Origin of the sequence: Roseomonas gilardii subsp. gilardii (assembly GCF_023078375.1) — a bacterium.
In the GTDB taxonomy this organism is placed as follows: domain Bacteria; phylum Pseudomonadota; class Alphaproteobacteria; order Acetobacterales; family Acetobacteraceae; genus Roseomonas; species Roseomonas gilardii.
Genome location: NZ_CP095554.1, coordinates 2608407 through 2634980, shown reverse-complemented (window position 1 = coordinate 2634980; position 26574 = coordinate 2608407). Strand labels below are relative to the sequence as shown.

Below are 26574 nucleotides of genomic sequence, written 5' to 3'. Positions count from 1 at the left end.
CCTGGAGCAAGCCGCTTGACCGACCTCGCCTTCGTGGATGACGACCCCTTCCTGCGCGAGGCCAACCTGCAGAGCGCCGCCCTGGCGGGGCTGGAGGCCCGGGGCTTCGCCTCGGCGGAGGAGGCGCTGTCGGCGATCGGCGAGGATTTCCCGGGCGTCGTCGTCACCGACCTGCGCATGCCGGGCATGGACGGCACCGAGCTGTTCCGCCGCCTGCGGCAGATGGACCCGGACCTGCCGGTGATCCTGATCACGGGCCATGGCGACATCGCCATGGCGGTGGCCGCGATCCGGGAGGGGGCCTACCACTTCCTGGCCAAGCCCTATCCGGCCGAGGAGCTGATGGGCGCGGTGCGCCATGCGCTGGAGAAGCGGCGGCTGGTGCTGGAGAACCGCCGCCTCGCACAGGCGGTGGCGGCGGCCGAGGCGGACATCCCGCTGCTCGGCAACACGCCGGAGATGGTACGGCTGCGCAAGGTGCTGCGGCAGATCGCCGATGCCCGGGTGGATGTGCTGATCGAGGGCGAGACCGGCACCGGCAAGGACGTGGTGGCCAATGCGCTGCACCGCATGAGCCGCCGCGCCGCGCGGCCCTTCGTGGCGCTGAACTGCGGCGCCCTGCCGGAGACGGTGATCGAGAGCGAACTCTTCGGCCATGAGCCCGGCGCCTTCACCGGCGCCCAGAAGCGCCGCGTCGGGCGCATCGAGCATGCCGATGGCGGCACGCTCTTCCTCGACGAGATCGAGGCCATGCCGCTGGCCCTCCAGGTCAAGCTGCTGCGGGTGCTGGAAACGCGGGAGATCACCCCCCTCGGCACCAACGAGGTCCGCCGGCTGGACCTGCGGGTGGTGGCGGCCACCAAGACGAACCTGCTGGACCTGTCCCGGCGCGGCGAGTTCCGCGAGGATCTCTACTACCGCCTGCATGTGGTGACGGTGCATCTCCCCGCCCTGCGGCAGCGGCGGGACGACATCCCCCTGCTCTTCGCGCATTTCCTGCGCCGCGCGGCGGAACGCTTCGGGCGCCCGGTGCCGGAGGTCACGCCGGCCCTGCGACGCCACCTGATGGAGCATGACTGGCCCGGCAATGTGCGGGAGCTGACCCACCATGCCGAGCGCGTGGCGCTGGGCCTGTCGGAACTGGGCCTGTCGGAAGAGGCTGGCCCGCCCGGCGAGGCGCGGGCGAGCCTGCCGGAACGGGTGGATGCCTATGAGGCCATGGTGATCCGCGACGCGCTGCGGGAGCATGACGGGGACGTGCGCGCCACGATCGAGGCGCTCGGCATCCCGCGGAAGACCTTCTACGACAAGCTGCGCCGCCACGACATCGACCAGCGCGCCTACCGGCTGCGGGAATAGGCGCGCCAAAGGGCGCCATGCCGGGGAGCGCATGCCAGAGACGTCATGCCGCGCCGCGCCGGAGCGGCCTAGGATGGCCCGCGCCGGGACACGCCCTCGATCTGCGGAGCCGCCCTTGACCATTCCCCTCCTGCTTGCCATCGACATGGCGCCCGAGAACCAGGCGCGACTGCGGGAGGCAGGCTTCGAGCCCCTCCCCGCCAGCCGGACCCAGCCATCCGAAGCGCGCGCCGCGGAAATCCGCGCCGTGCTGACCAACGGCTCCACGGGCTTTTCCGCCGCGCAGATCGCCGCCCTGCCCGCGCTGGAGATCATCTGCGCGCTGGGCGCCGGCCATGAGAAGATCGACCTCGCCGCCGCCTCGGCGCGGGGCATCACCGTCACCAATGGCGCGGGCACCAACGACGTGGCCGTCGCGGACCATGCCATGATGCTCCTCCTGGCCAGCGTGCGCGGGGTGGTCCAGGCGGATGCTGCGGCGCGGCGCGGGGAATGGGTGGCGTCGCGGCAGCTTCGCCCGGGGGTCAGCGGCAAGCGGCTGGGCCTGCTCGGCCTGGGCCATATCGGGCAGCGCATCGCCGAGCGTGCCGCCGGCGGCTTCGGCATGGAGGTCGCCTATCACAGCCGCAGGCCGCGCGAGGGCTCCCCTTCCGGCATGAGCCCGGCCTCGCCGCCCTGGCGGCCTGGTGCGACTTCCTGGTGGTTGCCACGCCGGGCGGGCCGGAAACGCGCCATCTCGTGGATGCGGCGGTGCTCCAGGCCCTCGGGCCGGGGGGCTTCCTGGTCAACATCGCCCGCGGCAGCGTGGTGGACACCCAGGTGCTGATCGAGGCGCTGGAGCAAGGGCGCATCGCCGGGGCGGGCCTCGACGTGGTGGAAGGCGAGCCGGACGACATCCCCGCCCGGCTGACCCGCCTGGAGAACGTGATCCTGACCCCGCATATCGCGGGCCGGTCGCCCGAGGCGGTCCAGGCGACGATACGGCTGGTGATCGACAACCTGCAGGCCCATTTTTCCGGCCGGCCGGTGCTGACGCCGGTTTCCGGCTGATCGGGCGGCCGGGGGTGGAAAATTCCTCCCCGCCAGCGGACTTCCAGAGGCGGAAATGCTACAGCCCGTCCCAAATTTCCGATGCCGGCCCCGGACCGGCGAGACCTGAGGAGAGCGCATGCGCAACGATCCGATCTCCCTCGACCGGCTTTCCGCCGAGGTCGAGGCCAAGAGCCCCGCCTTCACCGCCGTGGCCGACCGGATCTGGGGCCATGCCGAGCTGCGCTTCCAGGAGCATCAGTCGGTCGAGGAGCAGATCGCCCTGCTGGAGGCGGAGGGCTTCCGCATCACCCGCAATGTCGGCGGCATCCCGACCGCCTTCATGGCCGAGGCCGGGTCCGGCGGCCCTGTGGTGGGCTTCCTGGGCGAGTTCGACGCCCTGGCCGGGCTGAGCCAGGAGGCCGGGGTGGCCGAGCCGAAGCCCGTCACCCCTGGCGCCACGGGCCATGGCTGCGGCCACAACCTGCTCGGCGCCGGAGCCATGCTGGCCGCCGTGGCGGCGCGCGACGCGCTGGCGGCGAACGACCTGTCCGGCACGGTTCGCTATTATGGCTGCCCGGGTGAGGAAGGTGGCTCCGGCAAGACCTTCATGGCGCGCGAGGGGGCCTTCGACGACCTCGACGCCGCCGTTTCCTGGCATCCGGGCGTGGTCAGCAGCGTGATGTCCTCCCGCTCGCTGGCCAATTTCCAGGTCTATTTCCGCTTCCATGGCCGTGCCTCGCACGCGGCGGGCTCGCCCTGGCTGGGCCGCTCGGCGCTCGATGCGGTGGAGCTGATGAATGTCGGCGTGAACTATCTGCGCGAGCACATGCCGCTGGACTGCCGCGTCCACTACGCCATTACCAACAGCGGCGGCGTCTCGCCCAACGTGGTGCAGGCGGAGGCCGAGGTGCTCTACCTGATCCGCGGCCCGCGCGTGAAGGAGGCGCGGGCACTGTTCGACCGGGTGAAGGCCTGTGCCGAGGGCGCCGCGATCATGACCGGCACGCGCATGAGCATGGAGATCGACAAGGCCTGCTCCGACACCATCCCGAACACGGCGCTGGAGATGCGGATGCACGAGAACCTGCTCCGCCTCGGCCCGCCGTGCTTCGACGAGGCGGACCGCCGCTTCGCCGCCGATCTGCGCCGTTCGCTGAGCGAGGAGGACATCGCCGACAGCATCGCCGCCGTCGGCGCGCCGGAGGAAGTGGGCGCGCAGCCGCTGCACGAGGGCGTGCTGCCCTTCGACGGGCATTCCCGTGCCGGCAACGGCTCCACCGATGTCGGCGATGTCAGCCAGATCGTGCCGGTCGTGCAGTGCTGGGGCGCCACCTGGGCGGTCGGCACGCCCTTCCACACCTGGCAGGCCGTGGCGCAGGGCAAGAGCCCGCATGCGCACAAGGGCATGGTGCAGGCGGCCAAGGCGATGGCGGCCACGGCGCTGGATGCCTTCCGCGACCCGGAGCTGCTCGCCCGCGCCAAGGCGGAGCTGCGCGAGCGCACCGGTGGCCGGCCCTATGCCTGCCCGATCCCGGGCGAGGTGCTGCCGCCGCCGCTGCGCCAGCAGCGCGGCTGAAACGCGCCACGCCGTTCACGCGGCGTCAATCATGGACCTGTCAGGCAGGCCGCCGGATGCCTGCCTGATTCGCCGCCCCGTTCCCATTGCCGCCTTTGGCCGGGAATGAACACGCAACGGGGCCCAGAGCCGATACAGGCCACACACACGGATGGAGACCAGCATGCTGAAACGCGCACTTCTCGGCGGGATCGCCGCGCTCTCGCTCACCCTCGCCACGGCGGAGGGGCGCGCGCAGGAGCTGACCATGGGCGTGGGCGCGCAGGTCACCTCTATGGACCCGCACTACCACAACCTCACGCCCAATTCGGCCGTGGCCGGGATGGTCTTCGGCACGCTGGTCGCCACGGATGCCAATGTGCGGCCGCAGCCGGGCCTCGCCTTGTCCTGGCGCCCGGTGGACGACACGACCTGGGAGTTCAAGCTGCGCCCCGGCGTGAAGTTCCACAACGGGCGGGACTTCACGGCGGAGGACGTGGCCTTCACCATCGCGCGCGTGCCGACGGTGCCGAACTCGCCTTCCTCCTTCGCGCAGTATGTCCGGGCCATCCAGCGCGTCGAGATCGTCGATCCGCTGACCGTGCGCTTCCACACGGAAACCCCCTATCCGCTGCTGCCGACCGACCTCGTCAACGTCATGATGCTCGACCGCGAGACCCATGAGGGCGTGACGACCGAGGACTTCAACAGCGGCAAGGCGGCGATCGGCACCGGCCCCTTCCGCCTCGTCTCCTACCGCAGCGGCGACCGGATCGAGCTGGAGCGCAACGACGCCTACTGGGGCGACAGGCCGCACTGGTCCAAGGTGCATTACCGCATGATCACCAGCGATGCCGCGCGCACCGCGGCGCTGCTGGCGGGCGATGTGGACGTGATCGACCAGGTGCCGACCAGCGACCTGAAGCGGCTGCGCGGCGACAAGCGGATCACGGTCGCGGAAACCGTCGGGCTGCGCCTGATCTATCTCGCGATGGACCAGGGCAACGAGGGCGACTCGCCCTTCGTCACCGGGCCGGACGGGCAGAAGCTGGGCCGCAACCCGCTGCGCGACGCGCGGGTGCGCAAGGCGCTGTCGATCGCCATCGACCGCCAGGCCATCGCGTCACGGGTGATGGAGGATGCGACCGTCCCCACCGGGCAGGTGATGGCGGAAGGCACCACCGGCTATGTGCCCGACCTGCCGGCGCCAAAGGCCGATCCGGAGGCGGCGAAGAAGCTGCTGGCCGAGGCGGGCTATCCGCAGGGCTTCCGCATCACCATCCACGGCCCCAACGACCGCTACATGAACGATGCGCGGATCATCCAGGCGGTCGGGCAGATGTGGACGCGCATCGGCGTGCGCACCCAGGTCGATGCGCAGCCCTTCACCGCCTTCATCGCCCGCGCCAGCCGTGGCGACACCAGCGTCCACCTGATGGGCCTCGCGGCCACCAGCGGCGAGGCCTCCACCATGCTGCGCGCCCTGCTGGCGACGCAGGACAAGGAGCTGGGCACGGGCGCCTCGAACCGCGGGCACTATTCGAACCCCGCCTTCGACACGAAGCTGAACGAGGCCATGCGCACGCTCGACGACGCGAAGCGGGAGGCGATCCTGCAGGAGGCGACGCGGATGGCGATGGCGGATACGGGGCTGATCCCGATCCACATCCAGAAGAACGCCTGGGCGCTGCGCCACGGGCTGACCATCGATGCCCGCGCGGACGAGTACACGCGGGCCCAAGACGTGCGCCCAGCGGACTGACGGGGGGACTGAGGCGCGGACTGACAGGACGGCGGGGAGGCATGGCGCCTCCCCGCGAAGCCTCAGCGGCACATCAGGACAGGGATGTCCGCGTGCTCCAGCACATGCCGCGTCACGCCGCCCAGGATGAGCTGCCGCAGCCGGGAATGGCTGTAGGCGCCCATGCAGAGCAGGTCGGAGCCGAAATCCTTGGCGGCGGACAGGAGCCCGGCGCCGATATCCTTGCTCACCGGCTGGAACTCCTTGGCCTCGGCCTCGATGCCGTGCCAGCGGAGATAGGAGAGGATCCCGTCCACCGACGGCCCGCGGCGCTGGTAGCCGGTGGCATAGAGGACCTGCACCGCCGAGGCATGGTGCAGCCAGGGCAGCGCGGCGGCGATGGCGGCGGCGCTTTCCGCCGTGCCGTTCCAGGCGCAGCAGACCCGCGTGCCGATGGTCTCGGGCGGCAGGCGCGGCGCGATCAGCACGGGCCGGCCGCTGTCGAAGAGCACGGCATGCAGCGCGTCGGAGGAGGAGACGTCCTCGCCCGCCTCCGGATGCGGCACGACCGCCAGGTCGTAGAGGCGCGACTGCTGGGCGACGAGGTCCTCCTCCCGCCCCGCCACGCTCTCGAAGGACAGGGTGGCCGCGTTCGCCTTGTTGGCGGTGGCGGCGTTGGTGGCGATCTGGACGTCCTTGCTCGCCACGAAGCGGTCGAAGAGGGCGCGCACGCGATGGGCGCGGTCGCCGCTCTCGCGCTCGGTGGCGGCCATCATCTCCTCGATCATCGCCCCGGAGAGCCCCTCCCCGGCCAGCGGCGCGACGTCGCGCGCATCGACGCGGACATGCAGGCAATGGACGTGGCTGTGCCAGATCCGCGCCATCATCAGCGCCGTCTGGAGGGCGGCTTCTCCGGCGGCCGTACCGGTCAGGGGGAGAAGGATTCGGCGGTAAGCCATGGAACTGCTTCCTATAGGCCCGGTGCCACGCGGCGGGTCCAGGGTTCCTCCCCGAAGCGCCGCGCTGACCGGAGGGTGGGCCTCGGCCCGGATTGTCCCGCCGCGGAGGCGGCGGGGCAAGTCGCGCGAGCGGGATGCCATCACGAAGCGGGGCGTGGATGCAACCGGCAGTCGCTCAGGGCAGTCGCTCAGAAGGGCCGCGGCCGCTCCAGAAGGGTCCTGGCCGCCGCGACCGGATCGCCATCCGCCCGCACCCTTTCCCAGGTGAGCGAGCCGGGATCGAGGCGCGCGCTGGCCTCCAGCACGGCGAGGTCGGCGTCCGAGGCATCGTGGCGCCGCCCGGCGATCCGGCTCCGTAGCACCTCGACCGGCGCCTCCAGCCAGAGGCCCAGGAAGGGGCAGCCGGCTTCCCGCGCCACGGCCTCGATTCCCGCGCGCTGCGCCGGGTCGAGGAAGGTGGCGTCGGCGATCACCGAATGGCGGCCGGACAGGGCCTCGCGCGCCTCCCGCAGGAAGGCGGCATAGGTCTCCGCCTTGCGCGCCGGGGTATAGGCTTCGGGCGGCAGGCGGGTTTCCGGCTCCACTCCGGCGAGGCGCTTGCGGATCTCATCGCTGCGCAGCACCAGCGCGCCGGGGGCCACGCCGATCCCCGGCGCCAGGGCACGGGCCAGCCAGGTCTTGCCGGTGCCCGGCAGCCCGCCGACGGCCAGCAGGACGGGCGGGACGGGTTCCAGATAGCGCTGCGCCGCGCGGAGGTAGGGCATCCCGTCCGTGCCGGCCAGGACCTCGCAATAGGAGCGGACCATGGCGCGCAAGGCGAGCCAGGGCGCCAGCCCGCCGAGCAGCCCGGTATCCCCGGTGCGGCCGAGATAGCGGGAGAGGGTCCGGTTGGCGGCCGTCCGGTCGGCGCGCCGGTCCAGGTCCATCAGCAGGAAGGCGAGGTCGTAGCCCGTGTCCACCGTGGCCAGCGCCTCGTCGAATTCCAGCGCGTCGAAGGCCACGGGCCTTCCCAGGGCCCGCTGGGCCAGAGCACGAGGTTGCCGAGATGCAGGTCGCCATGGCAGCGCCGCACATAACCGGCGGCGGCGCGGGCATTGAGCAGCCCCCGCCGCGCCGCGAAACCCGCCCCGAGATCGGCGGCCAGCCGCTCCACCTCCGGCATCGGCAGGCTGGCCAGGCGGCAGGATTCGATGGCGCCCGCGAGGACGCGCTGCATCTCCGCCTCCGAATCCAGCCCCTCGACCACGGGCTGCGCGGCGTGCAGCGCCGCCACCGTGTCGCCCAGTGCGTCCGCCAGCGCGCCGTCCACGCCGTGGCGCGCCGCGATCAGGTTCAGGAAGCCGTCGGCGGGCAGGGTCGCCATCTCCAGCACCCAGTCCACCACCTCTCCTTCTCCATCCAGGTGGAGCGACCCATCGGCGCCGCGGATCACGGGATGGACGGCGCGGTAGATGCCGGGCGCGGCCGGGGCGTTGATCTCCAGTTCCCGCCGGCAGAAGCGTTCCCGCGCCGCCAGGGTGGTGAAGTCGAGGAAGCTCAGCGCCACCGCCTTCTTCAGCTTCAGCGTGCGGTCCACGCCGACATAGATGGCGGAGATATGGGTTTCCAGCGGCGCGGACGCCCCGGTCAGGCGCGCCAGCAGGGCGCCCGTCTCGCGCTGCGTCTCCGGAAGGCTCACGGGTAGAGGCGCTGGCGTCCCCAGCCCTCGCCGTCCCGGGTGAAGAGCACCCGGTCATGCAGGCGATAGGGTGCGTCCTGCCAGAACTCGATGCGGTCGGGCACCAGGCGGAAGCCGCCCCAGTGCCCGGGGCGCGGCACATCCTCGCCGGGGAAGCGCTGCTCCACCTCCCGCAGCCGCGCCTCCAGCTCGGCCCGGTCGGCCAGCGGCTCCGACTGGCGCGAGGCCCAGGCGCCGAGGCGTGAGATCCGGGCGCGGGAGGCATAGTAGGCGTCGGATTCCGCCGGGGTGGCGCGCTCGACGCGGCCCTCCACGCGCACCTGCCGGTGCAGCGTCTTCCAGTGGAAGCAGAGGGCTGCCCAGGGATGGGCCTCGAGTTCCCGCCCCTTCCGGCCCGTGTAGTGCGAGTGGAACATGAATCCCCCCGCATCCACGCTTTTCAGCAGCACGATCCGGGCGGCGGGGCGGCCATCCGCCCCCACCGTGGCGAGGCACATGGCGTTCGGGTCGTTCGGCTCGCTGGCCTCGGCCGCGCGCATCCATTCGCTGAAGAGCGCGACCGGATCGGTGCTCCGGGTGAAGTCCGTATTGGCGTCCAGGGTGGCGTTCATGATCCCTTCCCCTCTTGCCGGGTCGGAAGGCATGTGCCACCCCTCCGGCCCCGCCGCAACATCACGGCCGGTCGCATGACCGGTGCCTCGGGACCACACCGCATGACCGACAGCGCGCAAGAACACAAGATTCCGACGGGCAACCTGATGGCGGGCAAGCGCGGCCTCGTCATGGGTGTCGCCAACGACCGATCCATCGCCTGGGCCATCGCCCGCTCGGTGGCGGCCCAGGGCGGCGAACTGGCCTTCACCTATCAGGGGGAGGCGCTGGAGAAGCGCGTCCGCCCCCTGGCCACCAGCGTCGGCAGCGAGCTGGTGATGCCCTGCGACGTGACCGATGACGCCTCGGTGGAGGCGGTGTTCCAGACACTCGGGGAGCGCTGGGGCAAGCTGGACTTTTTGGTCCATGCCATCGGCTTCGCCAACAAGGAGTACCTCCGCGGGCGCTATCTCGACACGCCGCGCGAGGCCTTCCTGCAGGCGATGGACATCTCCTGCTTCTCCTTCGTCTCCGTCGCGAAGCACGCGGCCGCGATGATGAACGATGGCGGCTCGCTGCTGACGCTCACCTATCTGGGCGCCGAGCGGGTGATGCCTCACTACAACGTCATGGGCGTGGCCAAGGCGGCGCTGGAGGCCTCGGTGCGCTACATGGCCGCCGACCTGGGCGACCGCGGCATCCGGGTGAACGCGATCAGCGCCGGGCCGATCAAGACGCTCGCCGCCTCCGGCATCGGCGACTTCCGCTACATCCTGAAGTGGAACCAGTACAACGCGCCGATGCGCCGCAATGTCGGGCTGGAGGAAGTGGGCAATTCCGGCCTCTACTTCCTGTCCGGCCTCTCGACCGGCGTGACCGGCGAGGTCCACCACGTGGATTGCGGCTATCACACCGTCGGCATGAAGAATCCCGACGCCCCCGACATCACGGTGGAGAAGGGCTGAGCGCCCCTCCCCCCGAAGCCCAGGCCCCCTCCCCCATGTCGCATAACAGCTTCGGCCACCTGTTCCGCGTGACCACCTGGGGGGAGAGCCACGGCCCCGCCATCGGCTGCGTCGTGGATGGCTGCCCGCCCGGCCTCCCGCTCACCGAGGCGGATATCCAGCCCTATCTCGACAAGCGCCGCCCCGGCCAGTCGAAGCTCGTGACCCAGCGGCAGGAGCCGGACGAGGTCCGCATCCTGTCCGGCACCTTCGAGGGCCTGACCACCGGCACCCCGATCGCGCTGGAGATCGCCAACCAGGACCAGCGTTCCCGCGACTATGGGGAGATCGCCGACCGCTTCCGCCCGGGCCATGCCGACCTCGCTTACCACCTGAAATACGGGGTGCGCGATTATCGCGGCGGCGGCCGGTCCTCGGCGCGGGAGACCGCGATGCGGGTCGCGGCCGGGGCGGTGGCGCGCAAGGTGCTGGGGCCGGAGATCCGCATCCGGGGCGCCATGGTGGCACTGGGCAGCGACAGGGTGGACCGTTCCTCCTGGAGCTGGGCCGAGGTGGAGCGCAACGCCCTCTTCTGCCCTGACGCCTCCGCCGCCGCGCGGTGGGAGGAGCGGCTGATGGCGATCCGCAAGGCGGGCAGCAGCATCGGCGCCGTCATCGAGGTGGTGGCGGAGGGCGTGCCGCCCGGCCTGGGCGCGCCGCTCTACGGCAAGCTCGATTCCGACCTCGCCGCCGCGCTGATGAGCATCAACGCGGTGAAGGGCGTCGAGATCGGCGAGGGCTTCGCCGCGGCCGCCCTGTCCGGCGAGGAGAACGCGGACGAGATGCGCATGGGCGCGGAGGGCGAGGTGCTCTTCTCCGCCAACCATGCCGGCGGCATCCTGGGCGGCATCTCCACCGGGCAGCCCGTCGTGGCCCGTTTCGCGGTGAAGCCCACATCCTCCATCCTGCAGCCGCGCCGGGCAGTGGACCGTTTCGGCCAGGATGTGGAGCTGGTCACCAAGGGCCGCCACGACCCCTGTGTCGGCATCCGCGCCGTGCCGGTGGGCGAGGCCATGGTGGCCTGCGTGCTGGCCGACCACCTGCTGCGCCACCGCGCGCAGAACCCGGATGCCCCCAGCCGCGCCCGCCTGCCGCGCAACTGAATGCCTCACGAAGACGTTTGATTGACCGATCCCGAAACTCGGGATTTAGCGGCGGCACGGTTTCGGAGGGTTGGTCCGTATGGCGTATGCGGCAGGGTCTCATCACGCCATCAAGGACGCCTTTCTCGATCTCGCCGGCGAGGAGGCCTGGCTGCAGCGCCTCTCCGACATCAGCGAGGCCGCCCGCCGCCGTTCCTTCAGCGCCCGTGCCCTGCAACAGCGCCATGCCCTCGAACTCGCTTTGGCCCGCATCTTCGGCGGCGAGGCCCAGGCCAGCCTGGGCCGGCCGGGCAGCGAGGCCACCGAGGCGCGGGCGCTGGATTTCGCGCGGGAGGCGGTGGAACTGGCCGCCACTCTGCCGCCGGAGCCGCGCGACCGGCTGCGCCACCTGCTGGCCGCCGGGCTGACCGGACAGGCCAACCTCATCCCCCTGTTCCACATGCTGCGGGTGGCGAGCCTGCAACGCTCGCGCGGCTTCACCGTGCATCACGCCGGGCTGATCGACGGCACCCCGCACGACCTGCTGATCCGGCGGGACGAGGCCGAGGCGGAGATCGTCTGCGAGACGGCCCTGGCCGATGAGGGGCGCCCCCTGCACCACAGCGGCTGGTGCACCCTGGTGGACCGGGTGAATCCCGACCTGCACACCTGGCTCTCGGCGCATCCGGGCCGCTACGTGCTCAAGGTGACGCTGCCGGACGGCATCCAGGAGCCGGAGCATGTCGCCGAGCTGCATCGCCGGATCACAGCCCTCCTGTCCTCCCGCAAGCGGCATGATGCCGATCAGGCGGCGGTACTGAAGCTTGACCCGCTGTTGATCGCCGGGGCGCAGGCCGGGCTGCCGGCGGCGCTGCGGGCCCAGTTCGGCCCCGACACGCATCTGGCCATGGCCGGGAACCCCGGCGGCGACAGCATCCTCGTGCTCGCCGCGCGTTCCGGGCGGGAGAACGGCATCGCCGCCGCGGTCTGCCGCCGTGCCGCCCTGGCCGCTTCCCGGTTCAGCGGCACACGCCCCGGGATCATCGCCATGTTCCTGGAGGATCTGAACCGGACGGAATGGCGCAGCCTGCGCGAAAGCCTGGAGCTGGAGGGGGCGGTCCGCCGCTTCCTCACCACCCCCTGGCGCGCCATGTGGTCACGGTGAGCTGCGCCTCCCGGATGGAGATGTTCGGCATGGCGCCGCCCGACTCGACTCCCTGCGGCGAGTTGCGCTTCCGCCATCCCTCCCACCCGCAGGGCCGGAATCCGGCTTTGCTACCATCGGTTGAATCGTGCGGTTGATCTCCGGCGCGCCCTGATCCGGAAAACCTTGAGACTTTATGAATGTTATTGTTGCAGGCCGTTGCCCCGAGGGGCATTCTTGGCCTGTTGCAGTGCAAAATTCGGGGAAGGTCGGATGACCGATAGCGAGCTCGAGAACGCACTCGAGGAGTTGGATCGTCTCATTAACGATCCCGAGATCAAAATGGATCCGGATCGCGTCTGGAATCTTCTTGCCCAGCTCCGTGCCCAGGTGACTTCCGCAGGCAGTGGCGGCCACGCCATGACCGCCACCCCAGCCATTTCCGCCGGTACCCCCGCCTGATACGCGGAAGGCAGCGCCCTTCCCCACCTGGATGCCCCACGATGGCGGACGGTGTCAGGACTTCCCGTTCCGCCGGGCGGCGATCAGGAATTCCTTGTTCCCTTCGGGGCCCGTGATCGGACTTTCCGTCACCCCGAGGACCGACCAGCCCTCCAGCCCCGCCCACCAGTCCCGGATCATGCCGCAGACCCTGCGATGCACGTTCGGGTCGCGCACCACGCCGCCCTTGCCCACGGCATCCGGCCCCGCCTCGAACTGCGGCTTGATCAGCGCGGCAGCCCAGGCGCCCGGCGCCGCGAGGCCGAGCGCCGCCGGCAGGACGGTGCGCAGCCCGATGAAGGAGGCGTCGCAGACCACCGCATCCAGAGGCTCCGGGACATGGGTGGTGTCGAGGTAGCGGGCGTTGGTCCGCTCCATCACCACCACACGCGGGTCCTGGCGCAGGCTCCAGGCGAGCTGGCCGTGGCCGACATCCACGGCATAGACCTTCGTCGCCCCGTGCTTCAGGAGCACGTCGGTGAAGCCGCCGGTGGAGGCGCCGACATCGATGCAGGTGCGCCCGTCGGGCGTCAGGCCGAAATGCCCCAGGGCATGGGCCAGCTTGACGCCGCCCCGCGAGACCCAGGGATGCTCCTGCCCCCGCACCTGGAGCGGCATGTCCGGCTTCACCGGCTGCCCCGGCTTGTCCACCCGCGCCTCGCCGGAAAAGACCTTGCCGGCCAGGATCAGCGCCTGGGCACGGGTGCGGCTTTCGGCCAGGCCACGGTCCACCAGGGCCTGATCGGCGCGGACCTTCCCCCCCGTGGGGGGGCCGGAAGGGGCGCGCGGGGCATCCGCCCCGGGCTCCGCCTTCCGATCCGCCTTCACGCCCGGGCGGGCGCCAGTGCCGCGCCCCCCGCACCGGAGCCCAGCGCCGCCTGGACCGTCGCCACCACATGGGCGGCGTTCAGCGCGGCCTCGTCATACTGCTTCCGCGGGTTGTTGTGATCGATGTAGCGGTCGGGCAGTACCATCGGCCGGAAGCGCAATCCGCCATCCAGCAGCCCCTTCCAGGCGAGATGCTGCGCCACGAAGCTGCCGAAGCCGCCGACCGAGCCTTCCTCGATCGTCACCAGCACGCCGTGGTGGCGCGCGAGCTGCTCCACCAGCGCCGTGTCGAGCGGCTTGGCGAAGCGCGCATCGGCCACGGTGCAGGAAAGCCCCTGCGCCGCCAGCTCGTCCGCCGCCTTCAGGCATTCCGCGAGCCGCGTGCCGTAGGAGAGCAGTGCGACGGCCGTCCCTTCTCGCAGGATGCGGCCCTTGCCGATGGGCAGGACCTCCCCCCGCTGCGGCAGCGCGACCAGCCCCGTCCCCTCCCCGCGCGGATAGCGGAAGGCGATCGGCCCGGCGTCATGGGCGGCCGCCGTGGCGGTCATGTGCATCAGCTCCGCCTCATCGGCCGGGGCCATCAGCACCATGTTCGGCAGGCAGCCGAGATAGGCGATGTCGAAGGACCCCGCATGGGTGGCGCCATCCGCCCCCACCAGCCCGGCCCGGTCCATGGCGAAGCGCACCGGCAGGTTCTGCAGCGCCACGTCGTGCATCACCTGGTCGTAGGCGCGTTGCAGGAAGGTCGAGTAGATCACGCAGAAGGGCTTCATGCCCTCCGTCGCCATGCCGGCGGCGAAGGTGACGCCGTGCTGCTCGGCGATGCCCACGTCGAAGGTGCGGCGGGGGAAGCGCTTGCCGAAGAGGTCGAGGCCGGTGCCGGAGGGCATGGCGGCGGTGACCGCCACGATCCGGTCGTCCCGCTCCGCCTCGGCGATCAGCGCGTTGGCGAAGACCTTGGTATAGGCCGGCGGACCCGGCGGAGCCTTCTGCTGCTCCCCCGTGATGACGTTGAACTTCTGCACGCCATGGTACTTGTCGGGCGAGGATTCCGCCGGGGCGTAGCCCTTGCCTTTCTTGGTCACCACATGCAGCAGGACCGGCTGCCCCTCATCCGCGTCGCGCAGGTTCCGCAGCACCGGCAGCAGCGCGTCGAGGTCGTGGCCGTCGATCGGGCCGACATAGTAGAAGCCCAGCTCCTCGAAGAGCGTGCCGCCGGTCAGCAGCCCGCGCGCGTATTCGTCCGCCCGTTCCGCGGCGCGGGCCAGCGGCGCCGGGAAGCGCTTCGCCAGCTTGCCCATCACGTCCCGGATGGAGAGGAAGGGGCGCGAGGAGATGGTGCGCGACAGATAGGCCGAGAGCGCCCCCACCGGCGGCGCGATCGACATGTCGTTGTCGTTCAGCACCACGATCAGGCGGGACTTCATGGCGCCGGCATTGTTCATGGCCTCGTAGGCCATGCCGGCGCTCATCGCGCCGTCGCCGATCACGGCGATGACGTTGCGCGTGTCGCCCTTCAGGTCCCGCGCCACCGCCATGCCGAGGCCGGCGGAGATCGAGGTCGAGGAATGCGCCGCGCCGAAGGGGTCGTACTCGCTCTCCGACCGCCGGGTGAAGCCGGACAGGCCCCCCGGCTGCCGCAGGGTGCGGATACGGTCACGGCGTCCGGTCAGAATCTTGTGAGGATAGGCCTGGTGGCCGACATCCCAGATCAGCCGGTCGGCCGGCGTGTCGAAGACGGCATGGATGGCCACCGTCAGCTCGATCACCCCCAGGGAGGCGCCGAGATGCCCCCCGGTTCCGCTCACCGCGTCGATGGTCTCCGCCCGCAGCTCGTTTGCGAGCTGACGGAGCTGTTCGGCCGAGAGATTGCGCATGTCCGCCGGGATGCGGACGCGGTCGAGCAGCGGCGTGCTGGGTCGTGACATGGGTCCTCCGGCCGCGTGAATGGTATCAGTTCCTACGCTGGATCGCGTAGTCGGCGAGCTGGCGCAACAGATCCGCCTTCTCCCCGAAGCTGTCGAGATGCTGCCTCGCCTGGGCCACGAGGCGCTCGGCCTGGACCTGGGCGCGTTCGAGGCCGAGCAGGCTGACCAGGGTCGCCTTGCCCGCCCCGGCATCCTTGCCGGTGGCCTTGCCCGTTTCCTCCGCCGTGGCGGTGGCATCCAGCAGGTCGTCCGCGATCTGGAAGGCGGCGCCGACATCGTGTCCGTAGGAGCAGAGCGCCATGCGCTGGGCGGCGGGTGCCTTGCCCAGGATCGCCCCGGCCTCGGCCGAGAACTCGATCAGCTTGCCGGTCTTGAGGAGTTGCAGGCGCCCGATCTCGGCCTGGGTCATCGGCTCCGTGGCGGTCTCGGCCAGGATGTCGAGCATCTGCCCGCCCACCATGCCGCGCGCGCCGGACGCCAGGGCCAGGTGCAGGCAGAGATCCGCCCGCACCGCCGGGTCGGGATGCGTGTCGGGGGCCGCCAGCACGGCGAAGGCCTGGGTCTGCAGGGCGTCGCCGACCAGGATGGCCGTGGCCTCGTCCCACTGCTTGTGGACGGTGGGCTTGCCGCGGCGCAGGTCGTCATCGTCCATCGCCGGCAGGTCGTCATGCACCAGCGAATAGGCGTGCAGCATCTCGATCGCCGCGGCGACGCGCAGCGCGGAGGCGCGGGCCACGTTGAACTGCCGGGCGCCTTCCAGGACCAGGAAGCCCCGCATCCGCTTGCCGCCGCCCATCGCGGCATAGCGCATCGCCGCGAAGAGCGGCGCCTCGCGCCCTTCCTCCCGCGGCAGCAGGATGTCCAGCGCCTGCTCGATCTCCCCCTGGGCGGCGGTGAGTGCCGTGGACAGGGACGCGGTCATGGTTTGGCCGCTCATTCCTCGATCTCCCGCAGCGAAGGCCCACCGGGGCCGGGCACGATCGCCTGCACGCGCTGCTCGGCCTCGTTCAGCTTCCGCTCGCAATGGGCCCGCAGGGCGGTGCCGCGGGTATAGCTGGCGATCGCCGTCTCCAGGGAAGCATCGCCGCGCTCCAGGCTGCGGACGATCTCCTCGAGCTCACGCAGCGCCTCCTCGAAGGAAAGCGTCTCCACGGCGGGCGACGTATCGTTCATGAACCTCGTTTCCAGAAACCGGTCCCCGGACTGCATGCCTCAGGCATCCATCAGGGCCCGCACATGCGCGGCCACGGAGCGGGCCAGCGCGTCCAGGTCGTAGCCGCCTTCGAGCATGGATACCACCCGCCCACCGCAGACCCGCCTTGCAACCGCGCAAATTTCGCCGGTCACCCAGGCGAAATCCGCTTCCGTCAGGCGGAGATGGGCGAGCGGGTCGCGGGCATGGGCGTCGAAGCCGGCCGAGACCAGGATCAGGCCGGGGGAGAAGCGTTCCACCGCCGGCAGGATCAGCTCCGACCAGGCGGCGCGGAATTCCTCGCCCTTGGCGCCCGGCGGCAGCGGGGCGTTGAGGATGTTGCCCATGCCGCGCTCCTGCGCGGCGCCGGTGCCGGGATAGAGCGGCATCTGGTGGGAGGAGGCGAAGAAGACGCTGGGATCGCGCTCGAACACCGCCTGGGTGCCGTTGCCGTGATGCACATCGAAATCCAGGATCGCCACCCGCCCAGCGCCGTGCACCTCCTGGGCATGGCGGGCCGCGACGGCGATGTTCGAGAAGAGGCAGAAGCCCATGGCCCGCGTGGGCTCGGCATGGTGGCCGGGTGGGCGTACGGCGCAGAAGGCCCTGGCGAACTCGCCGCGCATCACCGCATCCACGGCGGCGATGCCGGCCCCGGCGGCGCGCAGCGCGGCCTCGGCGCTGCCCGCGCCCATGGCCGTGTCGCCGTCGATCACCACATGCTCGTCCCCCTCCGGCCGGGTCGCCAGGATGGTGTCGACATAGCTGGCCGGATGGACGCGCATCAACTGCTCGCGGGTCGCCCGGGGCGCCTCCTCCCGCGCCAGCATCGAAAAGTACTGCGCCTCCAGCGCCTCCAGCACCACACGCAGCCGCGCCGGGCGTTCCATGGCCTCGAAGCCCATGTCATGGCCCAGGCAAGCCCGGTGCGTCAGCAACAGAAGATCCACTTTCTTTCTTGTCCCCCTGCCCCCGGCCCTTTTTCAGCCGGCCCCCTCCCGCCGGGTCAGTCGGCCTCTGGCGCGACCGTGTCCTTCCGTTTGCGCAGCGTGACGCGGTACAGGCCGGCCCCCTCGCTGAAGCTGACAAGCGCATGGCCGGTCTCCCGGGCATAGGCCTGGAAATCCTTGACGCTGGCCGGGTCCGTGGCCAGCACCGTCAGCCGCGCCCCGGCAGGCAGGGATCGAAGGGCCTTGTTCGCCTTCAGCACTGGCAGAGGGCAGCTCAGCCCCTTCACATCGAGCACCGTCTCGCTCATCGTCGCAATTCCATCATTCCAGCGCCAGCCTGTCCAGCACGGCGGAACCACCAGCCCCTTCCGGCCGAGCCAGTCACCGGACTGTGTCCGGCGGCGGCCCCCATGACACATCTCTCTGCCCCGCTCCGTGCCCCGCGTCACGCCCCCCGCCCGGCGCCGCTTGCCCGCCTTCCTGTCTTGCCGCAGCCTCCGGGCCAGGAGAACGAGGCTGATCATGCGCATCAAGCTTGGCGTGGATCTGGGTGGCACGAAGACGGAGATCGTCGCCCTGGACGAGGATGGCCGCGTGCGCCTGCGCCGGCGCCGGCCGACACCCCGCGCTTATGACGACATCGTGAACAACATCGCCGCCCTGGTGGCGGAGGCGCAGGCCGAACTCCGCAGCACCGACGGGGCGCCGACTATCGGCGTCGGCATTCCGGGCAGCATCAGCCCCCATACCGGGCTGGTGCGGAACGCCAACACGCAGGAGATGAACGGGCACCCGCTCGACATCGATCTGGCCAGCGCGATCGGCCGCGAGGTGCGCGTCATGAACGACGCGAACTGCCTGGCGATGAGCGAGGCCGCCGATGGGGCGGGCCGTGGCTATCCGGTGGTGTTCGCGGTGATCCTGGGCACCGGCTGCGGCGCGGGGATCGTGGTCAACGGCTATCCGCTGAACGGCCCGAACCGCATCGCCGGCGAGTGGGGGCATACTCCCCTGCCCTGGATGCGGGCCGAGGAGATGCCGGGCACCCATTGCTGGTGCGGCAACCCGAACTGCCTGGAGACCTATCTTTCCGGCCCCGGCCTCGCCGCCGATACCTATGGCCCCGGCCATCGCGATGCCTCCGCGATCGGCGAGCAGGCCGCGGCTGGCGACCTCATCGCCCGCGCCGGGCTGGAGCGCCATGCCGACCGCCTGGCCCGCGCCCTGGCCAACCTGACCAACATCCTGGACCCGGACGTGATCGTGCTCGGCGGCGGCGTCTCGAACCTGGAGCACTGCTACCGCGAGGTGCCGCGCCTGATGGAACCCTGGATCTTCGGGGATCTGCGGCGGATCAACATCGTGCAGGCGAAGCACGGCGACAGTTCGGGCGTCTTCGGCGCCGCCCGGCTCTGGGATCACGGCTGAGGAAGGCCGGGCCGGGAGGGCATGGACGGGGCGGCACGGCCTGGCGCCTTCGTCCGCGATGGAAACTTGCCTGCCCAAGTCCTCGAACAGGTTTTCTGTTCATCCCGCGGCGCGAAGACGTGACCGCAACTTGGCCGCAAAGTCTCCGTTAAGCCGGCGAGACCCAGCCAGGAGAAGAAGGCCCCTGGAATCCAGGGAGAATCACTTCTTCATGGGGTCCGCTCAAGGAGATTCACAATGAACAGGAACTTGTTCGCGGCCTGCACCCTGGCTCTGGCCCTCGGGGCGGGGGGCATTGCCTCGGCCCAGCAGATGCCGACCACCCAGGCCATGCCGGGTGCCACGCCGCGCGACAACAGCGGCGCCGGCTCCTCCAGCGTCGATACGCCGATCATGAACAACCCGGCGACGAGCCGCCCTGGCTTCGGTTCGACGCCCCGTGACACCAGCAGTGCCGGTTCCTCCCGCGTGAACACACCGGTGATGAATCGGACCGGCACCTCCTATGCCACGCCGGGCGCGACGCCGCGGGATGTCAGCGGCGCGGGCTCCTCGGCCGTGGAGGGTGGCCCCGGCACCGGGCCGGCGCATCTCCGCAACCGTGCCCGCACGCCCCGGAACAGTGCCGACAACGGCGCCTATCTCGGTGGTGGCGGCGTTTATGAACGCGCGCCTGACGGCTCGCTCCGCCTGGCTCAGTAGCCTCCGGGAGCCGGGCGCCCCCGCCACACCGGCAGGGCCATCGGAAAAGCCGCCACGGGGTCGTGGCGGCTTTTCTCGTGCCCTGGTCGCCACCCCGTGCCCACCGGGGCGGCGCGGTGCCCTCAGGCGTGGACGGGGGTCGGCTGGCTCACCGTGGCGGTGCCGGCAAGCTGGGTCTTCACCAGCTCGGCGAAGCGGCCGTTCAGTGCCACCAGCTCGTCGAAGGTGCCACGCTCGGCGACGTAGCCGGCATCGAACACCATGATCTCGTCCGCGTCCCGCACGGTGGACAGACGGTGGGCGATGATGAAGGTGGTGCGCCCCGCCATCAGGGCCTTCAGCGCCTTCTGCACCCGGGCCTCGGTGGCGGTGTCGAGCGCGCTCGTGGCCTCGTCCAGGATCAGCACCGGCGGGTCCTTCAGCAGCGCGCGGGCGATGGAGAGCCGCTGCTTCTGGCCGCCGGAGAGCGTGCTGCCGCGCTCCCCGATCATGGTGTCGTAGCCGTTGGGCTGGCGCATGATGAAGTCGTGCGCCTCGGCCATGCGGCAGGCATGCTCGATCTGCTCCTGCGTCGCATCCGGCCGGCCGACCAGCAGGTTCTCCCGGATCGTGCGGTTGAACAGCATCGAATCCTGGAACACCACGCCGATATTGCGCCGCAGCGAGGTCAGCGAGATGTCGCGCAGGTCATGCCCGTCCAGCGTGATCCGGCCCGAGACCGGGTCCCAGAGCCGCTGGAGCAGGGACATGGCGGTGGACTTGCCGGCACCGGTCTGGCCGACCAGGGCCATGGTCCGCCCCTGCGGCGCGGTGAAGGAGACATCCTTCAGGATCAGCGGACCGCCCGGATAGCCGAAGGCCACGTTCTCGAAGCGCACCTCGCCCTTCGCCTGGCCGATATCCACGGCGTTCGGCTTTTCCGGCACGGAGGAGCGGGCGTCGAGCACCGAGAACATCTCCGCCAGGGCCGGCATCTGCAGCACGGTCTGCGAGGCGAAGGCCACCGCCCCCTCCATGCGGGAGATCAGCATGTTGGCGAAGCCCATGAAGGAGACGATCTCGCCCACCGTCGCCTGCCCCCGCATGTGCAGCCAGGTGCCCAGCAGGAAGATCAGGATGATGCAGATGGTGGAGCAGGCACGGGTCATCACCGTCACCACCGCCCACCAGTTCAGCACCGGGAACTGATGCGCCAGCACCTGCTGGATGGTGTCCCCGAACATCCGGGTCTCGGCGCTGATCCGGGTGAAAGCCTGCACCACCGTCACGTTGGAGAGCGCGTCCTGGACATTGCCCGCCAGGCCGGAATGCAGCCGCTCCACATGCTCCTGCGCCGCCTGGGTGCGCTTGATCACGAAGACCGAGATGGTGACGAAGATCACCACCAGGGCCATGAGGAGCAGGCCCAGCCGCCAGTTCAGGAACAGCGTCAGGGGCAGGAGCACGATGGCCGAGAGGAAGGTCATCAGATGCTCGCGGAAGAAGCCCAGCCACAGGGAGAAGAGCTTGTCCGAACCGGAGAGCATGATCTTCATGATCCGGCCGGACTGCGTATCCCCATGGAAGGAGAGCGGCAGCGCCAGCACGTGCTGGAAGAAGCGGTGCATCGAGACCAGCCGGTTGCGGTGCGACATCCGGTCCGCCAGCAGCGAGGTCGCGACATTCGCCGCGATTCCGGTGACGCCCACCGCCCCCCAGACCACCAGCAGGGCCATGGCCTGGCGCCAGATCTCGCTGGCGGGCAGGCGGCCGGAGGCGGACAGGACATCCACCACCCGCCCGAACAGGACCGGCTCCAGGAATTGCAGCCCGGCCAGGGCCAGGGCGGAGAAGGCGAGGCCGATCGCGACCCATTTGTCCGGTGCCAGGAGGCCCAGCACCCTGGCGTAGAGGCGGATGAATTGCATGCGGCTCCCTCACCCTTGCCGGCACAAAGTCAGCCAGCCGGCGATGGCCCGCAAGCCCGGGGGGACATGCCGGCCGATCAGGGCGGGAACGCCGCATCCCGGCTCCGGCTGACCCCGGTGGCCCGGTTTTTTCGAAGTTTCCGATGGAGGGCGCCGGAGGCCGGTGGAACGGGCGCATGCGCGGCCGGGCGGCAAGGCCCAGGGCCTGCCGCCGGTCGGAACGGGCGAGCCGGAACCGGATCGCCCTCTGCGGATCGCCCCTGCCGGAAGCAACCTTCCGGAGCGGCGGGGCGGCGCCTTACTTCGGCGCCAGCACCATGATCATCTGGCGGTTTTCCAGACGCGGCATGGATTCCACCTTCACGGTGTCGCCCAGCTCGGTCCGGATCCGCTCCAGCACCTTCGCGCCCAGATCCTGGTGCGCCATCTCGCGGCCGCGGAAGCGCAGCGTCACCTTGACCTTGTCGCCTTCCTCGATGAAGGAGCGCGCGGCGCGCATCTTCACCTCGTAGTCGTGGTCATCGATGTTCGGCCGTACCTTGATCTCCTTGATCTCGACGACCTTCTGCTTCTTGCGGGCCTCGTTGGCCTTCTTCTGCTGCTCGTACTTGTACTTGCCGTAGTCGGTGATCTTGCAGACCGGCGGATCGGCGTTGGGGCTGATCTCCAGGAGATCCATCCCGACATCATAGGCGCGCAGCAGGGCCTCGCGCGCGCTCATCACGCCGATCATCTCGCCGTCCTGGTCGATCAGGCGGACCTGCGGGACGCGGATATCCTCATTCACCCGCGGACCATCGCGGGTGGGAAGCTGGTTCGGAATAGGGCCTCGGGCCAGGGTTCGCTCCTGTTACGGTTTCGTAGGAATGGGTTTTATGGTGCGCGGCTCAGGCCGCTGCAACCATGTTCTCGCTCTTGGCATCGGGCGGGGCGGCTTCCGCCACCAGCCTCGCCACGGCCTCGTCCAGGGCCAGGGTCTCCTGCTCGCGCCCGGGCAGGCGGCGCAGCACGATCTTCCCTTCCTCGGCCTCGCGCCGCCCGATCACCACCATCAGCGGCACGCGGCCCGCGATATGGTCCGCCACCTTGCGGTTGATCTTCTCGTTGCGCGTGTCGAGCTCCACCCGGAGCCCGGCGGCGCGCAGCGCCTGGCCGACCTGCTCGGCATAGGCGTCGGCGTCGCTGACGATGGTCGCCACCACCACCTGCACCGGCGAGAGCCAGAGCGGGAAGCGGCCGGCATGCTGCTCGATCAGGATGCCGATGAAGCGCTCGAAGCTGCCCAGGATGGCGCGGTGCAGCATGACCGGGCGCTTGCGGGTGCCGTCCTCGGCCACGTATTCGGCGTCCAGACGCTCCGGCAGCACGAAATCCACCTGCAGCGTGCCGCACTGCCAGTCACGGCCGATCGCGTCGCGGAGCACGAATTCCAGCTTGGGGCCATAGAAGGCGCCCTCCCCGGGGTTCATCTCGTATGCCACATTGGCGATGCGGCAGGCCTCGTGCAGCGCGCCCTCGGCATGGTCCCAGACCTCGTCCGTCCCGGCCCGCTTTTCCGGCCGGTCGGAGAACTTCACGCGGAATCCCTCGAAGCCCAGGTCGCGGTAGATGGAGGAGAGCAGCGCCACGAACTTCACCGTCTCGCCGGCGATCTGCTCCTCGGTGCAGAAGATGTGCGCGTCGTCCTGGGTGAAGGAACGCACCCGCATGATGCCGTGCAGCGCGCCCGAGGGCTCGTAGCGGTGGCAGGCGCCGAACTCGGCCATGCGCAGCGGCAGCTCGCGGTAGCTGCGCAGGCCCTGGTTGAAGATCTGCACGTGGCAGGGGCAGTTCATCGGCTTCAGGGCCAGGACGCGGTCCTTCTCGGTCTCGTCCTCGACCGTGGCGATGAACATGTTCTCGCGGAACTTCTCCCAGTGGCCGGAGGCCACCCAGAGCTTGCGGTCCACGAGCTGCGGGGTGCGGACCTCCTGGTAGTCCGCCTCGTCCAGCCGGCGGCGCATGTAGTCCTCCAGCGCCCGGTAGAGCTTCCAGCCCTTCGGGTGCCAGAAGATGGAGCCGACCGCCTCCTCCTGAAGGTGGAAGAGGTCCATCTCCTTGCCGATCTTGCGGTGGTCGCGGCGCTCCGCCTCCTCCAGCCGGAGGAGATAGGCATCCAGCTCCTTCTGGTCGCGCCAGGCGGTGGCGTAGATGCGGGAGAGCATGGCGTTGCGGTGGTCGCCGCGCCAATAGGCCCCCGCCACCTTCATCAGCTTGAAGGCGCCGCCGATATCGCCGGTCGAGCGCATATGCGGCCCGCGGCAGAGGTCGAGCCATTCGCCCTGGCGATAGATGCTGATCGGCATATCCGCCGGCAGGTCGCGGATCAGCTCGGCCTTGTAGCGCTCGCCCTTCTCCTCGAAGAAGCGGATCGCTTCCTCGCGCGGCCAGACCTCGCGGACGAAGCCGGCGTTGCGCGCGATGATCTCGCGCATCTTCGCCTCGATCGCCGGGAAGTCCTCGGGCCTGAAGGGTTCGTTGCGCGCGAAGTCGTAGTAGAAGCCGTCCTCGATCGCCGGGCCGATGGTGACCTGGGTGCCGGGGAACAGCTCCTGCACCGCCTCGGCCAGCACATGCGCCGCGTCGTGCCGGATCAGCTCCAGCGCCTCCGGGTCCTTGCGGGTGACGAAGCGGAGGCTGGAATCCGCCTCGATCGGGGTGGCGAGGTCCACCAGCTTCCCGTCCAGCTCCATGGCGAGCGCCGCCTTGGCGAGGCCGGGGCCGATGGCGGCCGCGACCGTCGTGCCCGTCACCGCCCCGTCGAAAGCACGGGTGGATCCGTCGGGCAGAGTGATCACGGGCATGGGCGCGGGCCGATCCTTGCGTGGAGAGGGGTGTGAAACAAGGCGCGACCTTTGGGACCGCGCCCGCAACACGTCAAGGTGGCGCAGGTGGGGACGATGCCGGCAGCACGTCCAGGCCGCGCAGGGCTGTCATGACGGCAGCGGGGTCCAGGCTGTCCAGCGGCAGGCGTTGCAACGCCGCCGCCCGCGGCCCGCGCGGGGCGGTGAGCGCGGGATCGCTGTCCGCGCCGAACAGGGTCAGCGTCGGGCTGCCCACTGCCGCCGCCAGATGCGTCGGGCCGGTGTCGTTGCCCACGGTGAAGGCGGCGCGGCGGAGCACCGCCGCCAGCTCGAAGAGCGATGTCCGGCCGGTCAGGTCGATGGCATCGGGCCGCCGCGCGCGGATGGCCCCGGCCAGCGGCGCCTCGGCGGGGCCGCCCACCACCACGGGCGGCAGGGGCAGCAGCGCCGCCAGCGCCGGGAAATGCGGCCACCGCTTGGCCGGGCGGCTCGGGCTGGCCCCCGGCACCAGCGCGGCGAAGCGCTCCGGCAGGCCGAGATGCGACAGGTCGGCCTCCAGCCAGCCGAGATCCGGGGCCGGGAAGTCGCGGATGCCGGCCATTTCCAGCTGTTCCCGCTGCCGCTCCAGCGTGTGCATGAAGTCCCGCAGCGGGTTGCTGTGCGGGTGGCTGGCGCCGCGCGCGATGCCCGACCATTCCGGGCGGCGGCCGATCAGCAGGCGGTAGCGCGAGGAGCGCCCGGAGGTCTGCAGGTCGTAGACCCGGTCGAAATGCCCGGCCCGCAGCCGGCGCGCCAGGCGCAGCAGCCCGCCCGGCCCGCTCGGCCGTTCGTCCTGCCAGACCTCGTCGAACCAGGGCATGTGCCGGGTGAAGTCGAGGAAGGGCTTCGTGGTCAGCAGGGTGATATGGGCATCCGGATGATGCGCGCGGATCGCCGCGAAGGGGCCGAAACCCAGGACGATGTCGCCCAGGGCCGAAAGCTTGATGACCAGGATCCTCACAGCAGCTCCCGATACACGTCCAGCGTCGCCGCCTGCATCGCGGCGGTGGTGTAGCGCGCCAGCACGGCCGCCCGGGCCGCCGCGCCGATCGCCGCGCGCTCCGCCGCCGGCAGGGCCAGGGCGCGGCGGATCGCCCCGGCCAGCGCCTCCGGATCGCCGGGCGGCACGCGCCAGCCGGTGACGCCTTCCTCCACCGTCTCGCGCGGGGCGCCGAGATCGGCGGCGATCACCGGCACCCGCATGGCCTGGGCCTCGATCACCGTGCGGCCGAAGGGTTCCGGCTTGGTGCTGGCATGCACCGCGAGATCGGCCAGCATCAGCGCCGCCGGCATGTCGCGGGTGATGCCGGGCAGCAGCAGGCGCCCGTCCAGCCCCAGCGCGGCGGCGTCGCGCTCCAGCTCGGCGCGGTGGTTGCCCTCTCCGACCAGGATGCCGGTCGGCCCCGCCCCGCCGAGCCGCGACAGCGCCTGGAGGAAGACCCCCTGCCCTTTCCAGCGGCTCAGCCGGCCGGGCAGCATCACCACCGGGCGCCCTTCCGGCACTTCCCAGGCATGACGCAGCGCGGCGACGCGTTCCGCCGGGATGGCATCGGGGGCGAAGGCAGAGACATCCACCCCGCGCGGGATCAGCCGCAGCCGGTCCGGCCCGATGCCGTGGCGCTGCCGGATCACCTCCGCCACATGCTCGCTGATGGCGATCACCCGGTCGCCGCGCACCATGACCGAGTTGTAGAGGCGCTTGCCCGGGAAATCCTCGCTGTACACGCCGTGATAGGTGGTGACGAAACGCGCCCCCGTCCGCCGCGCCGCCCAGAAGGCCGACCAGGCCGGGAAGCGCGAGCGCGCATGCACGATCCGCACTCCCTCCGCCCGGATCAGCCGCGCCAGCGCCCCGGCATTGGCGGCCAGCGCGGCGGGGGATTTCCGGTCCAGCGGCAGGGTGACGTGACGCCCGCCCACGGCCTCCACCTCCCGCGCCATCGCGCCGCCGGCGGAGGCGACCAGGGCGCGGTAGCCGGCCCGCGCGATGGCCTGGGCGATCTCCACCGTGCCGCGTTCCACGCCGCCGGAATGCAGCGCGGGAAGGACCTGGAGGATGGCGGGAGGAGCGGGCATCGTGCCGCCGCTGTAATGCCTAATCGGCGGGCTTG

General features: G+C 70.7%; 25 protein-coding genes and 1 pseudogene. 11 read left to right on the top strand and 15 right to left on the bottom strand.

Annotated elements, in window-relative coordinates:
- Positions 1-15 precede the first annotated feature (15 nt).
- From MVG78_RS12000 to MVG78_RS11985, 5 genes and pseudogenes are all read left to right on the top strand, one after another.
- Entirely contained in the window at positions 16-1359 is a 1344-nt protein-coding gene (locus MVG78_RS12000; RefSeq protein WP_247551759.1) for a sigma-54-dependent transcriptional regulator, read from the top strand.
- Positions 1247-1942: pseudogene (locus MVG78_RS21750) on the top strand (NAD(P)-dependent oxidoreductase); the annotation flags it as partial. The gene MVG78_RS12000 and the pseudogene MVG78_RS21750, both read left to right, overlap by 113 nt.
- On the top strand, positions 1852-2409 hold the full coding sequence (locus MVG78_RS21575) for an NAD(P)-dependent oxidoreductase (RefSeq protein WP_282615069.1): 558 nt from the start codon (positions 1852-1854) through the stop codon (positions 2407-2409). The pseudogene MVG78_RS21750 and the gene MVG78_RS21575, both read left to right, overlap by 91 nt.
- A 118-nt stretch (positions 2410-2527) precedes the next feature.
- Positions 2528-3967: a M20 family metallopeptidase gene (locus MVG78_RS11990; protein WP_247551757.1), complete on the top strand. Its 1440-nt coding sequence runs from the start codon at positions 2528-2530 to the stop codon at positions 3965-3967.
- A 163-nt stretch (positions 3968-4130) separates the two neighbouring features.
- A complete protein-coding gene (locus tag MVG78_RS11985) occupies positions 4131-5708 on the top strand; it encodes an ABC transporter substrate-binding protein (protein WP_247551755.1) in 1578 nt (525 codons plus the stop codon).
- Positions 5709-5770: 62 nt separating this feature from the next.
- Here MVG78_RS11985 and MVG78_RS11980 read toward each other — a convergent pair whose 3' ends face one another.
- The 4 genes from MVG78_RS11980 to pdxH all read right to left on the bottom strand — a co-directional run bounded on the left by MVG78_RS11980 (position 5771) and on the right by pdxH (position 8935).
- Entirely contained in the window at positions 5771-6646 is an 876-nt protein-coding gene (locus MVG78_RS11980; protein ID WP_247551753.1) for a universal stress protein, read from the bottom strand.
- Between the two features lie 188 nt (positions 6647-6834).
- Complete coding sequence (locus MVG78_RS11975) at positions 6835-7647, bottom strand: P-loop nucleotide/nucleoside kinase family protein (RefSeq protein ID WP_247551751.1); 813 nt, start codon at positions 7645-7647, stop codon at positions 6835-6837.
- Entirely contained in the window at positions 7572-8324 is a 753-nt protein-coding gene (locus tag MVG78_RS11970; protein WP_247551749.1) for a phosphotransferase, read from the bottom strand. The genes MVG78_RS11975 and MVG78_RS11970 overlap by 76 nt, the downstream gene beginning before the upstream one ends.
- On the bottom strand, positions 8321-8935 hold the full coding sequence (gene pdxH, locus MVG78_RS11965) for a pyridoxamine 5'-phosphate oxidase (RefSeq protein WP_247551747.1): 615 nt from the start codon (positions 8933-8935) through the stop codon (positions 8321-8323). Before pdxH ends, MVG78_RS11970 begins: the two co-directional genes overlap by 4 nt.
- A 102-nt stretch (positions 8936-9037) precedes the next feature.
- On the opposite strand from pdxH, the gene fabI reads away from it, so the two are divergent.
- The 4 genes from fabI (at position 9038) to MVG78_RS11945 (ending at position 12607) form a co-directional block, all read left to right on the top strand.
- Positions 9038-9880 (top strand): enoyl-ACP reductase FabI, encoded by an 843-nt coding sequence (gene fabI / locus MVG78_RS11960; protein WP_247551745.1) that lies wholly within the window; start codon positions 9038-9040, stop codon positions 9878-9880.
- 35 nt (positions 9881-9915) lie between these two features.
- Positions 9916-11022 carry a chorismate synthase gene (aroC, locus tag MVG78_RS11955; protein ID WP_247551743.1) on the top strand — a complete coding sequence of 369 codons (1107 nt, stop codon included), beginning with the start codon at positions 9916-9918 and terminating at the stop codon, positions 11020-11022.
- A 79-nt stretch (positions 11023-11101) separates the two neighbouring features.
- Positions 11102-12166 carry a hypothetical protein gene (locus MVG78_RS11950; RefSeq protein WP_247551741.1) on the top strand — a complete coding sequence of 355 codons (1065 nt, stop codon included), beginning with the start codon at positions 11102-11104 and terminating at the stop codon, positions 12164-12166.
- Positions 12167-12418: 252 nt separating this feature from the next.
- Positions 12419-12607 carry a peptide chain release factor 1 gene (locus MVG78_RS11945; RefSeq protein WP_247551739.1) on the top strand — a complete coding sequence of 63 codons (189 nt, stop codon included), beginning with the start codon at positions 12419-12421 and terminating at the stop codon, positions 12605-12607.
- Positions 12608-12661: 54 nt separating this feature from the next.
- Here the strand turns inward: MVG78_RS11945 and MVG78_RS11940 are convergent, their stop codons facing one another.
- The 6 genes from MVG78_RS11940 to MVG78_RS11915 all read right to left on the bottom strand — a co-directional run bounded on the left by MVG78_RS11940 (position 12662) and on the right by MVG78_RS11915 (position 17852).
- Positions 12662-13381 carry a TlyA family RNA methyltransferase gene (locus tag MVG78_RS11940; protein ID WP_247560419.1) on the bottom strand — a complete coding sequence of 240 codons (720 nt, stop codon included), beginning with the start codon at positions 13379-13381 and terminating at the stop codon, positions 12662-12664.
- An 89-nt stretch (positions 13382-13470) separates the two neighbouring features.
- On the bottom strand, positions 13471-15402 hold the full coding sequence (gene dxs / locus MVG78_RS11935; protein WP_247551737.1) for a 1-deoxy-D-xylulose-5-phosphate synthase: 1932 nt from the start codon (positions 15400-15402) through the stop codon (positions 13471-13473).
- Between the two features lie 25 nt (positions 15403-15427).
- Positions 15428-16339, bottom strand: coding sequence for a polyprenyl synthetase family protein (locus MVG78_RS11930; RefSeq protein WP_247551734.1), 912 nt, complete (start codon positions 16337-16339; stop codon positions 15428-15430).
- Positions 16336-16575, bottom strand: coding sequence for an exodeoxyribonuclease VII small subunit (locus MVG78_RS11925; protein ID WP_247551732.1), 240 nt, complete (start codon positions 16573-16575; stop codon positions 16336-16338). Before MVG78_RS11925 ends, MVG78_RS11930 begins: the two co-directional genes overlap by 4 nt.
- 39 nt (positions 16576-16614) lie before the next feature.
- On the bottom strand, positions 16615-17544 hold the full coding sequence (locus MVG78_RS11920; RefSeq protein WP_247551730.1) for a histone deacetylase family protein: 930 nt from the start codon (positions 17542-17544) through the stop codon (positions 16615-16617).
- Positions 17545-17600: 56 nt separating this feature from the next.
- A complete protein-coding gene (locus tag MVG78_RS11915) occupies positions 17601-17852 on the bottom strand; it encodes a sulfurtransferase TusA family protein (RefSeq protein ID WP_247551727.1) in 252 nt (83 codons plus the stop codon).
- 214 nt (positions 17853-18066) lie between these two features.
- Between MVG78_RS11915 and MVG78_RS11910 the strand changes: the two genes are divergently transcribed.
- Together MVG78_RS11910 and MVG78_RS11905 are read left to right on the top strand one after the other, a co-directional pair.
- The gene (locus MVG78_RS11910) at positions 18067-18972 is read left to right on the top strand and encodes an ROK family protein (RefSeq protein ID WP_247551726.1); all 906 of its coding nucleotides are present in this window, start codon (positions 18067-18069) and stop codon (positions 18970-18972) included.
- Between the two features lie 237 nt (positions 18973-19209).
- Positions 19210-19674: a hypothetical protein gene (locus MVG78_RS11905; RefSeq protein WP_247551724.1), complete on the top strand. Its 465-nt coding sequence runs from the start codon at positions 19210-19212 to the stop codon at positions 19672-19674.
- 122 nt (positions 19675-19796) lie between these two features.
- On the opposite strand, the gene MVG78_RS11900 is transcribed toward MVG78_RS11905, so the two are convergent.
- From MVG78_RS11900 to MVG78_RS11880, 5 genes are all read right to left on the bottom strand, one after another.
- The gene (locus tag MVG78_RS11900; protein WP_247551722.1) at positions 19797-21581 is read right to left on the bottom strand and encodes a glucan ABC transporter ATP-binding protein/ permease; all 1785 of its coding nucleotides are present in this window, start codon (positions 21579-21581) and stop codon (positions 19797-19799) included.
- Between the two features lie 298 nt (positions 21582-21879).
- Positions 21880-22404 (bottom strand): translation initiation factor IF-3, encoded by a 525-nt coding sequence (gene infC, locus MVG78_RS11895; RefSeq protein ID WP_247560417.1) that lies wholly within the window; start codon positions 22402-22404, stop codon positions 21880-21882.
- A 64-nt stretch (positions 22405-22468) separates the two neighbouring features.
- Positions 22469-24424, bottom strand: coding sequence for a threonine--tRNA ligase (thrS, locus tag MVG78_RS11890; RefSeq protein WP_247551720.1), 1956 nt, complete (start codon positions 24422-24424; stop codon positions 22469-22471).
- A 73-nt stretch (positions 24425-24497) separates the two neighbouring features.
- A complete protein-coding gene (locus MVG78_RS11885; protein WP_247551718.1) occupies positions 24498-25424 on the bottom strand; it encodes a glycosyltransferase family 9 protein in 927 nt (308 codons plus the stop codon).
- Positions 25421-26539 carry a glycosyltransferase family 4 protein gene (locus tag MVG78_RS11880; RefSeq protein WP_247551716.1) on the bottom strand — a complete coding sequence of 373 codons (1119 nt, stop codon included), beginning with the start codon at positions 26537-26539 and terminating at the stop codon, positions 25421-25423. The genes MVG78_RS11885 and MVG78_RS11880 overlap by 4 nt, the downstream gene beginning before the upstream one ends.
- Between the last annotated feature and the right edge of the window lie 35 nt (positions 26540-26574).

Coding starts and splice junctions, on each gene's coding strand:
- MVG78_RS11910 (WP_247551726.1), top strand. CDS start 18,067: ATGCGCATCAAGCTTGGCGTGGATCTGGGTGGCACGAAGACGGAGATC.
- MVG78_RS21575 (WP_282615069.1), top strand. CDS start 1,852: ATGGGTGGCGTCGCGGCAGCTTCGCCCGGGGGTCAGCGGCAAGCGGCT.
- MVG78_RS11990 (WP_247551757.1), top strand. CDS start 2,528: ATGCGCAACGATCCGATCTCCCTCGACCGGCTTTCCGCCGAGGTCGAG.
- MVG78_RS11950 (WP_247551741.1), top strand. CDS start 11,102: ATGGCGTATGCGGCAGGGTCTCATCACGCCATCAAGGACGCCTTTCTC.
- MVG78_RS11925 (WP_247551732.1), bottom strand. CDS start 16,575: ATGAACGATACGTCGCCCGCCGTGGAGACGCTTTCCTTCGAGGAGGCG.
- thrS (WP_247551720.1), bottom strand. CDS start 24,424: ATGCCCGTGATCACTCTGCCCGACGGATCCACCCGTGCTTTCGACGGG.
- MVG78_RS11915 (WP_247551727.1), bottom strand. CDS start 17,852: ATGAGCGAGACGGTGCTCGATGTGAAGGGGCTGAGCTGCCCTCTGCCA.
- pdxH (WP_247551747.1), bottom strand. CDS start 8,935: ATGAACGCCACCCTGGACGCCAATACGGACTTCACCCGGAGCACCGAT.
- MVG78_RS11945 (WP_247551739.1), top strand. CDS start 12,419: ATGACCGATAGCGAGCTCGAGAACGCACTCGAGGAGTTGGATCGTCTC.
- aroC (WP_247551743.1), top strand. CDS start 9,916: ATGTCGCATAACAGCTTCGGCCACCTGTTCCGCGTGACCACCTGGGGG.
- MVG78_RS11985 (WP_247551755.1), top strand. CDS start 4,131: ATGCTGAAACGCGCACTTCTCGGCGGGATCGCCGCGCTCTCGCTCACC.
- MVG78_RS11880 (WP_247551716.1), bottom strand. CDS start 26,539: ATGCCCGCTCCTCCCGCCATCCTCCAGGTCCTTCCCGCGCTGCATTCC.
- MVG78_RS11930 (WP_247551734.1), bottom strand. CDS start 16,339: ATGAGCGGCCAAACCATGACCGCGTCCCTGTCCACGGCACTCACCGCC.
- fabI (WP_247551745.1), top strand. CDS start 9,038: ATGACCGACAGCGCGCAAGAACACAAGATTCCGACGGGCAACCTGATG.
- MVG78_RS11905 (WP_247551724.1), top strand. CDS start 19,210: ATGAACAGGAACTTGTTCGCGGCCTGCACCCTGGCTCTGGCCCTCGGG.
- dxs (WP_247551737.1), bottom strand. CDS start 15,402: ATGTCACGACCCAGCACGCCGCTGCTCGACCGCGTCCGCATCCCGGCG.
- MVG78_RS11980 (WP_247551753.1), bottom strand. CDS start 6,646: ATGGCTTACCGCCGAATCCTTCTCCCCCTGACCGGTACGGCCGCCGGA.
- MVG78_RS11900 (WP_247551722.1), bottom strand. CDS start 21,581: ATGCAATTCATCCGCCTCTACGCCAGGGTGCTGGGCCTCCTGGCACCG.